Source organism: Devosia sp. (genome assembly GCF_017307495.1).
Taxonomy (GTDB): domain Bacteria; phylum Pseudomonadota; class Alphaproteobacteria; order Rhizobiales; family Devosiaceae; genus Devosia_A.
In genome coordinates, this window is the sequence record NZ_JAFKHE010000006.1 from 1 (window position 1) to 17,965 (window position 17,965).

Annotated in this window: 6 protein-coding genes and 2 pseudogenes; 4 read left to right on the forward strand and 4 right to left on the reverse strand. The window is 63.9% G+C overall.

Features of this window, described 5'->3' with window-relative positions; translation table 11 throughout:
* Nucleotides 1–369: 369 nt before the first annotated feature.
* The 4 genes from J0I99_RS00155 to J0I99_RS00170 form a co-directional block, all read right to left on the reverse strand.
* Nucleotides 370–1,716 carry an HlyD family type I secretion periplasmic adaptor subunit gene (locus tag J0I99_RS00155; RefSeq protein WP_291395047.1) on the reverse strand — a complete coding sequence of 449 codons (1,347 nt, stop codon included), beginning with the start codon at nt 1,714–1,716 and terminating at the stop codon, nt 370–372.
* A gap of 36 nt (nt 1,717–1,752) precedes the next feature.
* Nucleotides 1,753–3,960, reverse strand: coding sequence for a cadherin-like domain-containing protein (locus J0I99_RS00160; protein WP_291395049.1), 2,208 nt, complete (start codon nt 3,958–3,960; stop codon nt 1,753–1,755).
* Nucleotides 3,957–5,765: a type I secretion system permease/ATPase gene (locus tag J0I99_RS00165; protein ID WP_291395050.1), complete on the reverse strand. Its 1,809-nt coding sequence runs from the start codon at nt 5,763–5,765 to the stop codon at nt 3,957–3,959. The genes J0I99_RS00160 and J0I99_RS00165 overlap by 4 nt, the downstream gene beginning before the upstream one ends.
* Before the next feature lie 70 nt (nt 5,766–5,835).
* Nucleotides 5,836–14,721, reverse strand: a complete 8,886-nt coding sequence (locus tag J0I99_RS00170) for a peroxidase family protein (RefSeq protein ID WP_291395051.1) — start codon at nt 14,719–14,721, stop codon at nt 5,836–5,838.
* A 177-nt stretch (nt 14,722–14,898) separates the two neighbouring features.
* Here J0I99_RS00170 and J0I99_RS00175 point away from each other — a divergent pair, with 177 nt between their 5' ends.
* The 4 genes and pseudogenes from J0I99_RS00175 to J0I99_RS00190 form a co-directional block, all read left to right on the forward strand.
* Complete coding sequence (locus J0I99_RS00175) at nt 14,899–16,272, forward strand: ATP-binding protein (protein ID WP_291395053.1); 1,374 nt, start codon at nt 14,899–14,901, stop codon at nt 16,270–16,272.
* Nucleotides 16,273–16,551: 279 nt separating this feature from the next.
* Entirely contained in the window at nt 16,552–17,220 is a 669-nt protein-coding gene (locus J0I99_RS00180) for a response regulator transcription factor (protein ID WP_291395055.1), read from the forward strand.
* Between the two features lie 43 nt (nt 17,221–17,263).
* Nucleotides 17,264–17,392, forward strand: a pseudogene (locus tag J0I99_RS00185) (ATP-binding protein); the annotation flags it as partial.
* A gap of 147 nt (nt 17,393–17,539) precedes the next feature.
* A pseudogene (locus J0I99_RS00190) lies at nt 17,540–17,815 on the forward strand (helix-turn-helix domain-containing protein); the annotation flags it as partial.
* Nucleotides 17,816–17,965 lie beyond the last annotated feature (150 nt).

Sequence of the window (17,965 nt, forward strand, 5' to 3'; positions counted from 1 at the left end):
CTCCTCGCTCGGCTACAAGCCGCCAGCACCGGTCGCTGTGGTCTGGCCGGCTGCGCAAACCCAACCCGCTTCGCCGGCCATCTCAACCGTGGCCGCCAAGCCCACCATGCACTAGATTAGAACCGGGCCACCTAACGGGGGCGGGCCAGGCATCCTACAATCAAGATACCACTCAATTAAACTAACTAATAGTACAAATTTACATTAATATATAAATATTATTAATAAATTACTTTAATATATTGTCTCAAAATGTGAACATAAATTTCATCATAGCAACGATAACCAATCCTCAAAAAGCGCTCATACACTGCGATATCGCCTTTTAAATCTTAAAGCAAACACAGAACCAGACCATGGCTTGAGTTATCAGCGTTCACGGAACATCCTGCTTGCGTGGTCCATAAACGGTTTGGTGAGAAAGGAGAGGGCGGACCGCTCTTCGGTTGTGATCATCACCTCGACAGGCATGCCCGGCAGGAGTTTGCGGGCGCCGAGCACCGCTGAGTCACCCTCTATCTCGACTTCGCAGGTGTAGTAGCTCGCATCCGTAGCCGGATCCTTCGTCGTAGCGGGCGAGACATGGCGGACCTTGCCGGGCACTTCTGGGGTAGTGTTGCGGTTGAAGGCTGAGAAGCGCAGCCGGGCGGGTTGCCCAACCTTGACCTGATCGATGTCGGCCGGGGCGATTCTGGCCTCCACGGTCAGCTTCGCTCCCGTCGGGACGACGGTCGCCAGGCGTGCCGCCGGCGTGATAACCCCGCCAACGGTGTAGATCGTCAGTTCGTTGACGATCCCGGCGACCGGCGCGCGGATTTCCATGCGCGCAAGTCTGTCCTCATTGGCGACGCGGCGCTCTGACAACTCCGAGAGCTTGGCTTCCACGAGCCGCAATTCGCGCTGCGCCTCGGTTCGCGCGGTGTCGTCGATCGCGATGATCTGCAGGCGGGCATCGCCGATACGCAGCTTGGCGCGAGCAAGCGTCGCGTCGATTTCGCCGCGCTCTCCAAGGAGCCTGGCCCATTCGCGGTTGATGTTGAAGACCTTCACCCCGTCGATGAAGCCCTTCTGATAGAGGCTCAGATATTTGTTTCGCTCGAGATCGACCAGGCGAAGTTCCTCGGCCTTGGCGGTCTGGCGTGCTTCCAGGCCACGGATTTCCTCGCCGGATTGCACGATCGAAATCTCGAGCTGCTCCTTGCGGCTGTCGCGATTGGCCTTGTTGCCGGCGAAAAGCCGGGTCTCACCCTCGATGATGCGGCTCCCTTCATCGGAGAGTTTCGCAATCTCGGGGAAGTAGGTCACATTCGGCAGGTTGTCGCGCTCGGCGAGAAGCCTCGCCTGGCGGCCGAGGTTCTCGGCGAGCTGCGAGCGGATGATCGAGAGCTCGGCGCGGGTCTGGACATCGTCGAGGCGGATCAGGATCTGGCCTTCCTCGACATAGTCGCCCTGGCGCACCGCGATCGCCTGGACGATGCCACCGTCGCGATGCTGCACTTCCTTAAGGTTCTGGTCGATCTTGACCGCCCCCTGGGTGACGACGGCGCCATTGAGCCCTGCCGACGCGGCCCACCCGCCGAAGCCGAGCACGAGCAGAAGCGCCAGAGTTGAGCCGACGAGGACATGGCTCCGCAGCGCGAAGCTCGTGCGGTTTTCCGGAGCTCGCCTGCCGGTCTTGCCGCAGGCGGGCGAGAAGTCGTAGTTATGGGCGTTCATCGGCACCATCCCTCGCCGGATACCGGCCTTTTTACTTCAAAAGCAATAGAATTTCTGGTTGCCGTAGACCTCGATCGAGAAGTCCTTCTCTTCCCCTCTCTCGAAATAGACGTCGATATAGGTGCATTCCTCCTCACCAATCTTCTCAATGCGGAAGCGGAAGGGGCGATCGTCATTGTCGTCGCTATATATCTTGCTGAAGCGATCGACTTCGACATCACCGCGGTCATCATCATCACCGTCGCGGCGCAGGCCGATTTCATACTGCTTGACGACGATGCGATCACCGGCCTCAAGATCAAGGATCTTGTGCACCAGCTCTTCCGTCTCCGCTTCGTCGTCCACCGCGAAGACGAAGCGATCGTTGCCCCCGCCACCTTTCAGCGTCGTGGCCTTCTCGCCGACGATCAGGCAGTCGTCGCCCTCGCCGCCGAGGATTGTCTCGAAATCGATCACTGTGTCGGAGCCGATCTCGATGCCGACCGCGGTGCCGCGTTTCAGATCGACGGTGACGCCCTTCTCAGTGTGGGAGAGGTCGAGCGTGTCTTGCCCTTCGCCGCCATCATAGCAATCGGAGGTCGCATCACTGGTCGCCACGAGGACGTCGTCATCCGGCCCGCCCTCGACCCGATCCTCCCCCGGGCCACCGTCGAGCACATCCTTGCCACTTTTGCCCTGCAGCAGATCGTTGCCGCCTTCGCCGAAGAGACGGTCGCTCCCGTCTCCGGTGACGACCTTGTCATCGCCCGCGCCAGCCTTCACGATATCGTCACCACCGCCCAAGATCACCTGATCGCAGCCGTCTCCGGCGAGCACGGTGTTGTCGCCATCGCCCGCCGTAATGGTGTCGTCGCCTGCTCCGGCATCGATGACGTTGTCGCCGGAGCCGCCATCGATCACGTCGTCGCCTTCGCCGGCATCGATGACGTCGTCGCCCTCGCCCCCGGTGATCACGTCACGGCCGGCACCGCCATAGATGGTATCGTTGCCGTCACCGCCATGGAGGCTGTCATTGCCAGCGCCACCATGGATGAAGTCGTTGCCTGCGCCGCCGAAGGCGATGTCGTCACCAGCCCCGGCATCGATCGTGTCGTGACCGGCGCCGCCGAAGATGTGGTCGTTGCCGGCGCCGCCGACCACGATGTCGCTGCCGCCGCGTGCGTCGATCAGTTCGTCGCCGCCGAGCCCCTCGATCCGGTCCGCACAGTCGCTGCCGAGCAGCAGGTCGTCGCCGGCCGTGCCGGTAACCTCGAGGAATTCGAGCACGCGCAACGTTGCCGTCTGCTGCACGGAGGCGTCGCCGTCGCTGACCCAGTAGCTCAGCGTCACCGTGCCGAACCAATCGGCCGGCGGCTTGAAGACCCAGCCGCCTTCGCTGGCGGTGAGCTGGCCATGGGAAACGCGCAGTCCTGCGATGGAGAGCGGGTCGGCATCGGCGTCCGTCGCACCCGCGAGCAAGGCGAGACTGGCGATCAGGAGGGTCTGGCAGCCGCCGATATCCGCCAGCTGGATGTGCCCCGTCAGGCGCGGTGCGCGATTGCGCGATTCTTCTGAAGGCGGCGCGCCATCGCCGCCGTCGTCGTCGCCTGGTTTCGGCGCCGGCCCCGGCACTGCCGGCTCGGCTGAGGACGAGCCTGGGGGCGTGACCGAACGAGGGCCTTCGGGAGCTGGCTCGGATGCCGTTCCGGCCGAACCCGGCACAAGCTTCATTCCGTCCCGAGGAGAGGCCGAACCGGCGCCGATGATGGCGCTAAAGGAAAGGTCGCGACCGCCATTGTCGTTGTTTGCGGAGAAGCCGGGGCCGGCATCGATGATCGGCGAGGGATAGCGCGGCAGGGGCAGTTGATCGTAGTCGATCAGCCGGGACTCGATGTTGAGGAAGTCCGGTAGGCCGGGAACGCCGAGCGCGGGTCCGCCCGATCCGATCGCCTTGTCGGCGGGAGCCTCCACCGAACCGGTCTCGTCGACCTCTTCGCCCGATGTCGGTGGCGTTTCGCCGCTCTCGGCCAGGGCCGGTTTGCCGGCGGATTCGCCGGCACCGGCGTCCGCCTGCGCGGGGGCCGCATCGGTGCTAGCCTGTCCTGGGACGAGGCTTTTGAGATAGAGCGCCACCGCGGTGAGAGCGAGCGCGAGAATGCGGGGCCAGCGGGAGGCCGGCAGCGCATCGGTTTGCAATTTGTGGTAGAGCTGCGCGGCATCGGGAGCCGGCGGCTCCTCTGGCCTTTTGGCCTTGATCGAGATCATGCCGGGACTCCCCCTTGCAGGATGGTCGGCTGCTCGCCGAAGCCGACGGCGCGCGGCATGGCCGCAACGCGTTCGGCGGCAGCAGAGTTGGGAGCGCTCGCTGCGGCACGCGGCTGGGTCGGCGGGAGGATTTTGTCGCGCGGACCGAAGGCGACGAGCTTGCCCGCCTGGATCAGGCCGATATCGTCCACCGCCTGGAGCGCGCTCGGGCGGTGGGCGACGATGACGACGATGCCGCCACGTGCCTTAACCTGCTCGATCGCCGCCGTCAGCGCCGTCTCACCCTCGCTGTCGAGATTGGAGTTCGGCTCATCCATGACGAGTAGGAAGGGGTTGCCGTAGAGCGCGCGGGCGAGCCCGATGCGCTGGCGTTGCCCGGCTGAAAGCGCGGTCCCCTGCGGGCCGAGCTGGGTCGTGTAGCCCTGGGGCAGACGCAGGATCAACTCGTGGATGCCGGCTACCATCGCCGCCTCGACGACCTTGGCCGGATCGGCCCGCTCGGCCAGCCGCGAGATGTTCTCCTCGACGGTGGCGTCGAGCAGCGCGACCTCCTGCGGCAGATAGCCGAGATGGCGGCCGATCGTCTCTTCCGGCCATTGCTCCAGCTCGGCCTCGTCGATGCGGACCGCGCCACGCAGGACCGGCCAGATGCCGGTGAGCGCCCGCACCAGCGTCGTCTTGCCGCCGCCGCTCGGACCGATGATGCCGACGGCTCTGCCGGCCTGGACGTCGAAGCTCGCCTCGCTCAGCAGGACCTGGCCGCTGCCGGGCGCCGCGACCGTGATCTTGTCGACCTTCAGCGAGCGGTGGGGTGCCGGCAGTTCCATCGGCTCGACCGCTTTGCTCAGCGCAGTCATGGTTTCGCGCAGGCGCTGGAAGGCCATGCGCGCCGCGACGAAAGGCTTCCAGTTGGCGATAGCCTGGTCGACCGGCGCTAGTGCGCGCGCGGAGGCGACCGAGGCGGCGATGATCGCGCCGGCTGAAAGCTCGCCCTTGATGGTGAGGTAGGCGCCGAGCCCCAGGATCGCCGATTGCAGCACCATGCGCAGCACGCGTGAGACCGCGCCGAAGGTGCCACCGAGATCGCTGGACCGGGTCTGCAGCAGGAGATGCTCGCGATTGACCTCGTCGAAGCGCTCGACGGCGCGCGGCGCGAAACCCATCGCTTTCAGCACCTCTGCGTTCCGGGCGTTGCTGTCTGCGATGGCGCCGCGCGCGATGGCCGCCTGTCTTGTGTCATTGTTGATGCGGCGGACCATCACTTCGCTGAGCAGGGTCAGCAGGGTCAGGAGGACCGCGCCGGCCAGGGTCAGCCCGCCGAGCCACGGATGCAGGAAATAAACGAAGGCGAGATAGAGCGGGATCCACGGCAGGTCGAACAGCGCGCCCGGCCCTTGCCCGCTCAAGAAGCTGCGAACCGTGTCGACGTCGCGGCCGCGCTCCATTGCTTCGGACGTCGAGAAACCCAGGCGCGGCATGTCGACGGTGACGCGGTGCGCGACCGGTGCGATCTCCTGGTCGAAGCGCGCGCCGACCCGCACCAGCACCTGCGAGCGGATGACGTCGAAGCAGCCCTGGAAGAGATAGAGACCGATGGCGAGCGTCGAGAGCGCGACGAGGGTCTGGATGCTGCCGCTGGTCAGCGCCCGGTCATAGACCTGCATCATGTAGAAGGAACCGGTCAGCGCCAGCAGGTTGATCAGGCCCGAGACCGCGAACAGGAAGAACACGATGCCGCGCAGGCCGCGGGTGAGCCGGGCGGCGTCGCGCTTGCGGGCGCTGGAGAGCGTCTTGGACGGTGCCATCATGGGCCCCCGGTGAACTGCTAATGGAGAAGGATCGGGCGGGCCACCGGCCCGCCCACCGCCGGTTCGATCAGACGATGAAGCTGTTGGCGGTCAGGTTGTGACTGCCCTTCAGGCTGATCTGGAACTCGGCATCCGTCGCCGCATCGACGCTGCCCTTGACGATCGTGTACTCGCCGTCCGCCCTCGTCTCGTAGGTGACCGAGAGCTGAGCCGAGGCGGTGAAGCCTCCGCCATTCACCAGGGTGAAGCTCTGGTTGCCGGCCTGACCGGCATTGGCGTCGATCGCACTGAGGTCGAGCCGATCGCCAGGCTGGAAGTCGAGGATGGTGTCGCCATCCGCGCCTGTCGTGCTGAGGAAGCGGAAGGTGTCGTTGCCGGAGCCGCCCTCGATCACGTTCACGGCGTTGCTGGCCGTGATCGTGTCGTTGCCCGAGCCGGTGCTGACATTCTCGATGCTCCACAGCGTGTCACTGCCGCTCTGGCTGCTCGCCGCGCTGCCGCGCCCGAGCAGGCCATTGCCGAGATCGACGGTGAGATTGGCTGTGATCGCCGAGAAATCGAGCGTGTCCGAGCCGACGCCGCCATCGATTTCGTCACCGAAATAGGTGTCGTCACCATCCCCAGCCGCGCCGATGAAGAGGTCGGCTCCGGCTCCGGCCACGACGATGTCGTTGCCTGATCCGGCATCGATCAGGTCGTTGTCAGCGCCGCCAAAGATCCGGTCGTTGCCGGCTTCGCCATAAAGCATGTCGGCGTCGCCACCGCCGAAGACCTGATCGTCGCCCGCACCGGCGAAGACCATGTCGCGGCCCTCGCCCGCATCGACGAAGTCGGCACCGTCGCCGGCCGAGATCGCATCGGCTCCGCCATGGCCGGTCAGCGTGTCATCGCCGCCGAGGCCGATAAGATTGTCGGCGTCCGCCGTACCGGTCAGGACATCGGCAGCTGCGGTGCCCGTCCGCGGCGCACCGCCTGTCGTGGGATTTGGATTGGGCGCCGGTGTGCCTGGGCCGTCGTCATCCTCGTCATCGTCCCCATCGTCGCAGCCGCAGGCCGGATCGTCGTCGTCATCATCCTCGTCGCCTGGGCCGACAGGATCGTCATCGTCGTCATCCTGGTCATTCCCAGGGTAATTCGCGACGAAATCGGGCATGCCGTGAGGCGCGACGAAAGTGAGGGAATGGCCGTCGCCCGCCAGCTTCGTCAGCCCGGTCTCCTCGTCGATCGTGACTGCATAGTCGGCGATCGTGCTGCCGTCCGGCAGTTCAATCACGTCCTGCGGCCGCAAGGTGCCGATGATCGTGTCGTTGCCGCCACCGGTCTTGAACACGATGCGGTGGGCCGAGCGCAACGAGGCAATGTCGATGGTATCGTCCCCATTCGTGCCCAGCAGCGTGATCGTGCTCGGCCGCAAGCTGGTCGTGACCGAGAAGTCGCCGTACATCTCGAAGGCGTCGCCCCCGGCCGTGCCATTACCGCCGACACCGGCACCGTTGACGACGATCTCCTCGATCTCCGTGAGCTCGGCGATGATCGTCTCCGCGCCCGTTGCCGTCTGGCGCGTGACGACGATCTCCGCCTCGTCGCTGCCGGCAAAGCCGATGCGAGCCACCGCCTCGTCATAGGTGTAGATGCGATAGGTCTCAGCCTCGGCATTGCCGATGACCTGGAAGAGGTCGCCATTGGCGCCCTCGAGGCCGCCATTTATCGTGTCCGAGCCGTCCCCGACGTACCAGATGAAGGTATCGTCATCGGGGCTGCCCGGCGTCGCATTGTTGTCGCCGTCGCCGACATCGCTGCCGTTGAGGATGTCGTCGCCGGCGCCGCCGATGATCACATCCGCCCCCGGCCCGCCCACTAGCGTATCGGCGCCGCTGGTGCCGAACAGGATCGCCGGGCCGGTCGGGATCCCGGCAACCCCGGTCACGACGTCGAGAACCGGCCCATCGCCGAACTGGATCTTCTCGATAGCCGAGAGCGTGTCGATGCTACCGGTGGCGAGGTGCGTGATGGTCGCCAGACCTCCGGCCTCAAGGCCGAACGCATAGTCGCCGACCCTACCAGCATACACGGCCCTGTCGGTTCCGGTCCCGCCGATCAGCGTGTCATTGCCGGCGCCGCCATCCAGGATGTCGTCATCGGCGCCGCCGTTGAGCGTGTCGTTGCCGGCATTGCCGACCAGCCTGTCATTGCCGGTGCCGCCATTCAGCGTGTTGTTGCCGGCATTGCCGATCAACTCGTTGTTCAACGCATTGCCGACCGCATTGAGCCCTTCGGTTCCGGTCGCACCGACGAGCACGACGTTCTCGACCTCTCCGACGACCTGGGCCGCATTGGTCAGGTTGCGGCTGACATTGGTGTAGATCGTATCACTCCCTTCGCCGGCGACTTCCGTCACCAGGTCGCCGCCCTGCTGCACCCAGTAGATGTCGTTGCCGGCGCCACCGAACATCTGGTCCACGCCCGCGCCGCCGATCAGGACGTCGTCGCCGCCATTGCCGTGGAGTTCGTCGGCGCCGTTGAAGCCGAGCAGCAACTCGGCCTCGCTGCCGCCGATGACCGCCCCGGCGCCGCTATTGCCGCCGTTGGTGCCGGGGACGATGAGATAGCTCGCGCTGCCGATCTTGGCGCGCTCGATGCCGACGAGCGTATCCGTACCGCCGGCGGCACTCGTCACCGTGATACCGCCCCCGGCGAGAGCGAAGGCGTGGTCGGCTACCGTGCCTTGCAGGACCACCGTATCCGTGCCGCCGGCGCCGTTCAGCGTGTTGTTGGCGGAGTTTCCGGTGATCTCGTTGTCGAGGGTGTTGCCGATGCCGCCGATCGCGGCATTGCCGGTCAGGACCAGGTTCTCGACATCGCCATCGAGCATATAGCCGGCGAGAGCGGTGCGGACCGTGTCGAAGCCGCTGGTATCGTTGATGACGTCGCCGGCATTGTCGACGATATAAGTATCGTCGCCCACGCCGCCATCCATCGTGTCGGCACCTGCGCCACCGTCGATGAGATTGGCATTGCCGTCGCCGGAGAGCGTATCGTTGTGGGCGCTGCCGATCAGGTTCTCGATACCGATCAACCGGTCGCGGCCGGCGCCCACCGTGTCTTGTTCCTCGAAGCTCGCCCGTGTCGGCGTGCCGGAGAGCGAGACCGTCACGGCCGCGGCAGCGGACGCGTAGGAGGCGGTGTCATTGCCGGCGCCCCCGTCGATGCGGTCATTGCCGGCACCACCTTCGAGAAGGTCGTCGCCCTCCTCGCCATAGAGGTTGTCGTTGCCGGCCCCTCCCTGCAGCGCGTCGTCGCCGAAGCCACCGCGGATATCGTCATTGCCGTCGCCGCCGTCGAGCCGGTTGGAAACGCCATTGCCAAGCAGGGTGTCGTTGCCGCTGCCCGCCGTCACGTTCTCGACACCGCGCAAGAAGGAGAAGCCCGTCGCCGCGCCGGAGAGCAGGTTGACCGACACGTTCTGGCTGGTCTGGTAGGTGAGCGTGTCGTTGCCACCATCGAGATGAAGCTCGGCCGCCTCGACATTGGCGACGGTGGTGCTGCTGTTGACCGAGCTGATGATCCCGGCGGCCAGCGCGACCGTCACGATGTCGTCTACCCCGAACGAGCCTTCGACGATCCTCAGCGTATCGGCGCCGTCGCCGCCATCGATGTCGTCGGCACCTTCGCCATTGCCATAGATGATGGTGTCATTGCCGGCCCCGCCATTGACCGTATCGCCGTCGGCGCCGCCGTTGAGGGTGTCGTTGCCTGCATCGCCGGCGAGCACGTCTACGCCGGCAGCTCCGAGCAGGATGTCGTTGCCCGCCCCGCCGCTGATCTGGTTGGCGCCGACACCGCCCTGCACGATGTCGTCGCCCGCGGTCGTGCCGCCCTGGCCATCACCGCCGATGGTCCCGTTGATCACCGGATCATTGGAGACGATGAGGTTGCCGACGATCTCGGTCACCGCCGAGATGACCTGCTCGGCATTGCCGCCATCGTCGACATAGTCGATGCGCATGCGCAGACGCATGCCGACCAGTTCGGGCCCGGGCACGAAGGTCCGTGCATTGCCGCCATCCGCGGCCGGCACGCTGGTCCAGGTGATGCCGTCGGCGGAATACTCCCACTGATAGACCAGCAGGTTCTCCTCGAAGGCATCGGTGATGCCGTCGGGGTCGCTGAAGGCGGCGGTCGCCGTGAGAGGCTGGTCTTCGGTGGGCGACATGTCGCTGATCAGGACCGCGCCCGTCGGGTCGCCGTCGACATTGCCGACCGGGTCGGTCGGCTGGGAGGTCACGACCTCCAGCACGCCGCCGCCATCGGTGTAGGTGCCCAGCACGCGAATGCGCAGGCCGACATGCTCCTCGCTCGGCGTAAAGCTACTTCCGGAAGCGTTGGGGATGTTGATGTAATCGCCGGTGCCGTCGTTCCGCTCGATCTGCCAGCGATAGGTGATCGCGCCGCTCGGCACGGTACCGTCGGGATTGTTGGCATCGCGAATGGCGGAGGCGTCGACCGTCAGCGGCTCGCCTTCCGTCGCCGGAAGGCCGGAAACCGTCAGGCGCCCCGTAGGGTCGTGGTTGCCGGTCTGGCGGATCGTATAGATCCCGTCGGCGAAGAGGATCCGCTCGATGCCGACGAGCGCATCGACGCCTTCGTCGATCTGCGGATCGACTTCTTCCATTTCACGCCGGGCGACGAATGTCTTGTCGCCGACATGGGTGATTTCGTACCAGTCCCTGTTGCCCGCGAAGATGGCTGTATCGGTATCGTTGCTCGGGTTCTCGTCGTATTTGATCTCGCGGACGATATGCAGCTGGTTGGGCCTGATCTCGCGCGATATCAGCAGTTCGCTCAGCGATTTGCCGTGCCACGACACCGGGATCGCCTCGCCGGCGCTGTCGACCTGCCCCGCGGCGAAGACATGCTTGAGCGTGTCGACGGTCGCGATCTCGTTGGCGGCCGTGTTTTCCTGGCCGTTTCCGGTGATGCGGATGCGGACATTCAGCCAGGCGTCGCCATGGATGAAGTCGTTGCCGCCGCGGCCTTCGAGGAGGTCGCCACCATCGCCGCCGATCAGCACGTTCCCACCGGTCCAGGCAGTGACCTTCTCGAGGTCTTCGTCCGGGCTCGCCGGAGTGTACTCGGCCAGATCCAGCAATTCGCGCAGGCCGTCGATGCGGTTGACGCCCGCCTGGCTGAGCTCATGGTTGACCATGCTCAGCTCGAGCTCGATCTCCTCGTCGCTGCCGCGATCGTCGCCGCGGATGATGTCGTTATGGTCCCAGCCCGAAATCGCCTCGGTCTGGTCGAAGCGGTCGCGCAGGATGTCCGCCGCGACCGTGGTGAAGAACGGGATGCGCATGTCGGCATCCGCGGCGATGCGGCTGCCCTTGTAGATCGCCCAGTCGAAGCCGAACATGCCCTCGTTGCGCATGACGCTTTCGCCCTGGACCATGATGTCATCGCCGGATTCGGCGTCGAAATCGTTCTCGTTTTCGCCGGCGATCAGCACGTCGTGGCCGAGAATCGTCGAGTTGAAGAACAGCTCGGAATTGTCGCCGTTGAGGACGTCGAAGCCGTCGCCGCCCTCCATCCAGTCGTCGCCCTCGTTGCCGAGCAGGAAGTCGTGGTCGAGGCCGCCGAGCATGAAGTCGTCGCCTTCGCCGCCGAAGACTTCGGTGGCATCGACGCCGACCAGGAAGACGTCCTTGCCGTCGCCGCCCATCAGCACGTCGAGGCCGTTGGAGTTGGCGATGATGTCGTCGCCATCCTCGCCCTTGAGGAAGTCCCCGGTGTCGCCGGTGTCCGTGATGATGTCGTCGCCGGCTCCGGCCACGACGAGATCGACGCCGTGACCGGCCTCGATGCGGTCGTCGCCCGCTCCACCCCAGATGCCGTCGTCGCCGTCGCCGCCGATGATCGTGTCGGCCCCGGACGTGCCGCCCATGACCATATGCTCGCCGCCGGTAAAGCGCAGATAGTTCGAATCCGCTCCCGCGGTGCTGGGATCGTCGCGCTGCACCTTGGCGCGGATCGCGTTCATGAAGGGGTCGTCGCCCTCTGGGTCGAGTGCGATCTGCTTGGCGATGTCGACCTCGAGCACGCCGTCATATCGCGCGAAGGAGTCGACGCCGATGTGATGGGTGATGATGTCGTCCGCGGTTCCGCGGATGCCGTCCGCGCCGGGCTGGGTGAGATCGGTGTTGGCCATGATGAGCTTGGAGAACGCATTGTTCTCGAGCTCGTTGAGCAGGTTGAGCCCCTGGGTACGGGACAGGTAGTAGAACCGGTCGCCTTCCTGCAGGTTCTCCATCTGCAGTTCGAACACGGCGTTGAAGGTTGAGCCGAGCATGCCGCCGAACGGCATGAGCTTCTCGGCGAGACCGCCGATCCAGAGATCGACGTCGTTGAGGCCGCTGGACGCCGCGCTCCAAGCACCGACCCCGTTGAGGAAATCGAGCCGGTCGGCCGGAACCGTGGTGGCGGTGCCCGTAGCGACGCCGAAGACGATCGCCATGGCCGCGTCGCGCTTCTCGGCTAGCGTGTCTGCGTTGAGGATCGTCTCATGCCGGCCATAGGCCGCGATGAAATTGATGATCGAGGCCGGCGTCTTCAGGTTGGCGCCGAAATCCCCCCAGCTGTCATATGGCTTGAGCCAGGTCGAGTTGCTCGCGGCGTAAAGCTGCGCCCGCGCCTCGTTTAGTGAAGGCACACCCGCATCGCGGCCGCGGGCGATGTTGATGGCCGGAAGGTCCAGCGGCAGGCCGAGCAGGTTGTTGCGCAGCGACTCGACCACGAACTCGTCGATGGCGCTGCCGCGGACATAGGTCATGCCGCGCACGATCGCGCCCGCCGCCTGCTCGGCCGAGATCGCACCGTTCTGATCGTACATGATCGGATTGAGGAAGGCTTCAATCAGCCCGACATCGACGCCCGCCCAGCCATTGGCATTGGCGAGCGGGTTGCCGTTGGCATCGACCGGCTGCCCGCTCGCATTCAGCGGAAGCAGCTTCAGGTGCTCGGTCAGCATCGAATGGCCGAAGCGGTACACCGTATGGGCGAATTCGGCGAAGATCGCCGGGTTCACGTCGGTGGTCGTGTTGAAGACGAAAACGTCGATGTTCGGCTGGACCTTGCGGCCGAATTCTTCGAAGACGAGGTGCTGATACTGCATCTCGGTCGCGAAGCGCGCAGTCTGAAACAGGCGCTCGCCGTCCCAGGACAGGGTGCTGAGGTCGGCAGGAAGCGCTGCGACGTCCACCAGCAGCCATTCGTTCAGGAAGGCGATGTCTTCCGCCCGGCCGCTCGCTGCGATCTCGAGCACCTGCTTCTTGACGTCCTCGACCTGCCGGTTGTGCTCGGAATGGAAGACGTGGTGGACGGCGGTCAGGCCGATATTCTCGTTGCCGCGACCATCGCCGGTGATGAAGTGGCGGTCGAGCAGCTCATTGTCATAGACGGCAACGCCTCCTTCGATCGGGATCGGATTGCCGAGTGGATCGGTCTCCGTGTTGATGTCGGGCTGCAGGATCGCAGGCAGACCGTTGACGGTGCCGACCGGATTGGCGTTGTGGGCGATGTCGTCGAGGAACTGATGCGAGGTGCGGACGGGGCCGCGGCCGCCATTGATGCTGGCGAGCACGATCGGATTGCCCGGCGAGGCGCTGACGGTCAGGTCGTCGGCGGTGTTCGGGATCAGGTCCGGGCCGATATTGTAGACGACCTGCGGGAAGCCGTCCGGCCCGCGGATAAACTCGCCATACGGGTCGGTGCGCAGCAGTGGCACGCCCAGGATGTCGATATCGCTCAGCACGATGCCGAGTTTCTCTAGCGCCTGCGTCTTGACGTCGCCCCAGCTGGCGAGGCCGCCATTGGCGCCGTCGAGCAGATGCCCCGTCGCCACGGGCTTGCCGTCGACCATCTGATATTCGCGCAGGAAGACCTGGTGCGAGGGATGCGAGGTATAGGTCTGGTTCTGGTCGACGAAGGGCGTGGTCTTGTTGCGCGCCTCCTGAGTGGTGACGTCGTCGGGCGTGCCGAGGATGCCGTCGGCGCCCGGCTCCTTCACCGGAGTGAGGCGCGTGATCGCCATGAAGGCCCGGCTGTCCGGCACCTCGTCGCCGCTGCCTGCGATCCCGTCGGGCCCATGGGTCCTGAGCGGGTCGTCAGCGGCCAGCGGCACCCAGACCGTGCCGTTGTCGCCCTTGTGGATGAGATCGAGCCCGTGGTCGAAGAACTGGCCGAAGAAGGTCATCCAACCGTTGAACGGTGCCGATAGACCTTCGTCGGGCGCCACGTTTGGGACAACGAGGTTGTCGCCGTCCATCTCGAGGCCGTAGTCGGCGAGCAGCGTGTTTTGCAGCGCCGTCTTGAGCGGCTCGGCGGCGGCTGCCGCCGCAGCCTTCTTGTCCGCTGCCGTGGCACCAGAAGGAAGCGCTGCGATCGCAGTCGCACCGGCAACCGCGGCGTCGCTCAGATAGGTCTGGTAGAGGCCATTGATCAGCGTCAGCGCGCCGGGCACGGTCGGTGTGTCGAGAAGCTGTCCGTCATATTCGGCGAAGCGGAGCGCCGCCACGATCGCTGCGGGATTGTTCAGCGTCTGGTCGACGACGAGGTTGCTGATGGTGCGGGGATCGCTGTCGACCACATGGCCGGGTGCTTCGTAATCGGTGTTCGTGACGTCGCCACCGGGAACAGACGGCCCGTTGATGTCGATGCCGGTCTCGTCGTTCTCGTTCGACCAGCGCGGGTCGAACATCCGCGGCATCGGCTGGTCGGAGGCGCCCCAGGTCTCGCGGCCCGGAATCAGATTGTTGTAGGTGCCGTCGACGGTCCGCAGCCCATAGGGCAGGTGCGGTTGATCGACTAGCTGCGTCAACGGCGTTCCCGCGACATGGGCCTCAGCGATCTTGATCTGCTTGAGGATGAATTCCAGGTCATGCTGATTGAGTTTGACAGCCATTTTCCTCTCCCCAAGACTCCTGAGCGACCTGGGGGTCGCTCGGCACCGTTTCAGATCGACGTATTGTGCCGACCGCGTTGGGGCGTTGTCAGTGTGAGGAAGTCAGGCAATCTTCGTAACGTTGGTCGAATTCGATTCCGGGACTTTTGGCACCCTTGATAACGGACCTAATGTCTTATGAGCTGGCGGGATCGGTATAGCCTATCGACGCAGTTTCTTGCCGCTGCGGCCGTTGTTCTTTGCGTTTCGATGGCTGTGCTGGGGACATGGGTCACCCATAGAATCACCCGCAGCGTGCTGGCGACGTCCGGCCAGGGCGGCTCCGACCTAATGGTGAGCATTCTCGAGGCGGAGGTGCAGAACCTGCTTCCGGACGGCAGCATGCCCCTCGCAACCCAGCAGCGCCTCGATCGGATATTTGCGGACGAGACCGTGGCAAAACGCATCGTGTCGGTGAAAATCTGGCGGCCCGACGGGACGGTCATCTACACCAACATGGCGAAGAACATCATCGGACAGCATTTCGTCTCGACGGATGTCGCAAAGGCGGCGAGCGGCCAGATCGTCGCCGAGTTCAAGGACATGATCAGCGCGGAAAGCGCCTATGAGCAGAGCCTCGGCAAGGCCCTGATCGAGATCTATTCGCCGCTCTACAAGAAGGGGACGAAGTTCGCTATCGCCGTCGGCGAAATCTACGAGGACGCGAGCGACCTCGATGCTCAGCTGCGATCCAGCCGGAGAGAGACCTGGATCATCGTCTGCTTGACGACCTTGCTGATGCTCGCATTCCTTTACCTGATCGTCCGGCGCGGCAGCCTCACGATCGCTCTGCAGCGCGCCGAGCTGAGAGAGCGCATCGCCGATGCGCAGCACATGGCCTACCAGAACGAGCGGCTCCGGCTCGAAGCCAACGAAGCCAACGAGGAACTGCTCGGGCGCATCGGCTCCGACATTCACGATGGGCCGATCCAGGCCCTGACATTGACGCGCCTCCGGATCGACGAGATCGCGGAGATCTGGAGCGACAAGCGGCAGAGCAAAGGCTCGCTCTCGCGATATCTCGACGAGGCCAGGTCCGCGCTGGGCGATTCCATCGACGAGTTGCGGCATCTTTCGACCGGCCTCGTCTTGCCGGAACTCGACGAACTGTCGCTGCGTCAACTGATCGAACTGGCGCGCGACAGGCACGAGGGCGCGACGGCGACGCAGGTCGAGCTCGATCTCGGAGTCCTTCCGCCGACCTTGCCGTCTGCCATGAAGATCTGCGTCTATCGGATCATCCAGGAATCGCTGACGAACGCCTTTCGGCACGCTGGCGGGGTCGGACAACAGGTTGCGGCGGCTGTGCGGGACAATGCCCTCGAGCTGCGGATCAGCGATCAGGGCGCACAGGCGGTCGTGCAGCCGGGAGCGCTGGCGTCCCATACCAAGCTCGGCCATCGCGGCATTCGTAATCGCGTTCAGGCCTTCGGGGGGCGGCTGAATATCGTGAGGACGGAAAAGGGCACCGATGTGCGGGTATCCTTGCCGCTCGACCATGGCGGGCTGTGAGCCTAGCGGGAGTGATCCGATATCCGTGGCGATGCGTCTCTTTCGGCCGTGAAATTTGCGCTTCGTCGTCTCGAAGGGGGCAGGAAAAGGTGGCGTTATGCCTCGCCTAGCATATCGAGAAGCAGACAGGAGCGGTTCAAGACGTCGCTTGTCATCGATCGCTCTCCGGCGAAAGCGTTAAGGTGCATATGCAATTCCCTGATTAACCAAGCATTTACGACGCCATTTGTAATTGCGGACAAATAGGTTAAGCTTAGCATCTAAGCTGGGAGTTGTGTGATGCTCAGCGTTTCGGTCGCCTTTGTCGACGATCATCCGACCTTGCTAGAAGGTATTCGGGCGATATTTTTGCGCCGTCCGAGGTATAAGGTCATTGCGACCGGCAGTTGTTGCGCCGATGCAATCAAAATCGCACTCGAGCGCAAGCCAAATATACTGGTAATAGACCTTAATATGCCCGGAAATGCTTTTGATTGCATAGCGCAAATCCGGAAAATTTCTCCAGAAACGAAGATCATCGCCTTTACTGCATCGTCCGACATTAACCATGCGATCGATGCACTGCAGGCTGGGGCGACGGGTTATGTGCTGAAGGGAAGCCCGCTTGGAAGCGTGACGGAAGCAATTGATGCCGCTATGGCAGGAGATACTTACATCTCAAAAGGATTCTCTACGAAGGTCATCTCGGAACTGGCCAACCCCAAAGTATCAGGAATAAAACTGAGCCTCCGCGAAGAGCAGATTATTTCACTATTGCTAGAAAGTAGGACAAATCGCGAGATCGCCAATCAGATGAACCTCAGCGAGAAGACGATCAAAAATTATATGTCTCTGCTGATGCAGAAATTGATGGTCCGCAACCGAGTCGGCTTGGTGATGGCGGCAAGAAGTCTACCCCTCGCAGGCGCCAGGAGACGTGATGTCGACCGCATCGGCCTGCTGAACTGAGACGCCTTCTAACTGATGTGACGACCGGCGCGGGGCGATGCAGCGTATCTACGAGCGCACCAGCGTCGTCATCACCACCAATCTCAGCTTCTCCGAATGGGCCACCGTCTTCGGCGATGCCAAGATGACCACCGCATTGCTCGACCGGCTAACGCATCACTGCCACATCATCTAAACCGAAAACGACAGCTTCCGCTTCAAGAACAGCTCCGCAAAACCCGATAAGCCAACTAGAGCGTTTCCGCGGAACGTTGAATCGATTGTGATGTGACGAGCTCGGTTCGGGCTGATTCAACCTCCATGTTGAAGGAGGTGAAGAATGGCGCGAGCTCTGAGTGACGATCTTCGCATTCGTGTTCTGAAGGCTTCGACGAACGGCCTGTCAGCGCGGCAGGCAGCGTCCCGGTTCGGCATCGGGGTTTCGACCGCGATCCGATGGGTTGCCCGAGCCAAGGCGGGCGAGCGGACGGCCCGCCCGCAAGGGCGACGACGCGGCTCAAGCCTTGACGCGCATGAAGCCTTCATTGTCGGACTGATCGAGAAGCGGCGGGACATCACATTGCACGAGATGGCCGCCCGGCTCCTGACCGAACGCACTGGCCTGCCCCCTGAAAAGTGGCCCTCCCTGAAGTAGGCTTTCGAGCCTTGGAGGATGCCCATTATGCCGCAGAAGAAGCACAAGCCTGAAGAGATCGTCGCGAAGCTGCGCCAGGTCGACGTGCTGTTGTCCCAGGGGCGCCCGGTC

Coding starts and splice junctions, on each gene's coding strand:
- J0I99_RS00155 (WP_291395047.1), bottom strand. CDS start 1,716: ATGAACGCCCATAACTACGACTTCTCGCCCGCCTGCGGCAAGACCGGC.
- J0I99_RS00160 (WP_291395049.1), bottom strand. CDS start 3,960: ATGATCTCGATCAAGGCCAAAAGGCCAGAGGAGCCGCCGGCTCCCGAT.
- J0I99_RS00165 (WP_291395050.1), bottom strand. CDS start 5,765: ATGGCACCGTCCAAGACGCTCTCCAGCGCCCGCAAGCGCGACGCCGCC.
- J0I99_RS00170 (WP_291395051.1), bottom strand. CDS start 14,721: ATGGCTGTCAAACTCAATCAGCATGACCTGGAATTCATCCTCAAGCAG.
- J0I99_RS00175 (WP_291395053.1), top strand. CDS start 14,899: ATGAGCTGGCGGGATCGGTATAGCCTATCGACGCAGTTTCTTGCCGCT.
- J0I99_RS00180 (WP_291395055.1), top strand. CDS start 16,552: ATGCTCAGCGTTTCGGTCGCCTTTGTCGACGATCATCCGACCTTGCTA.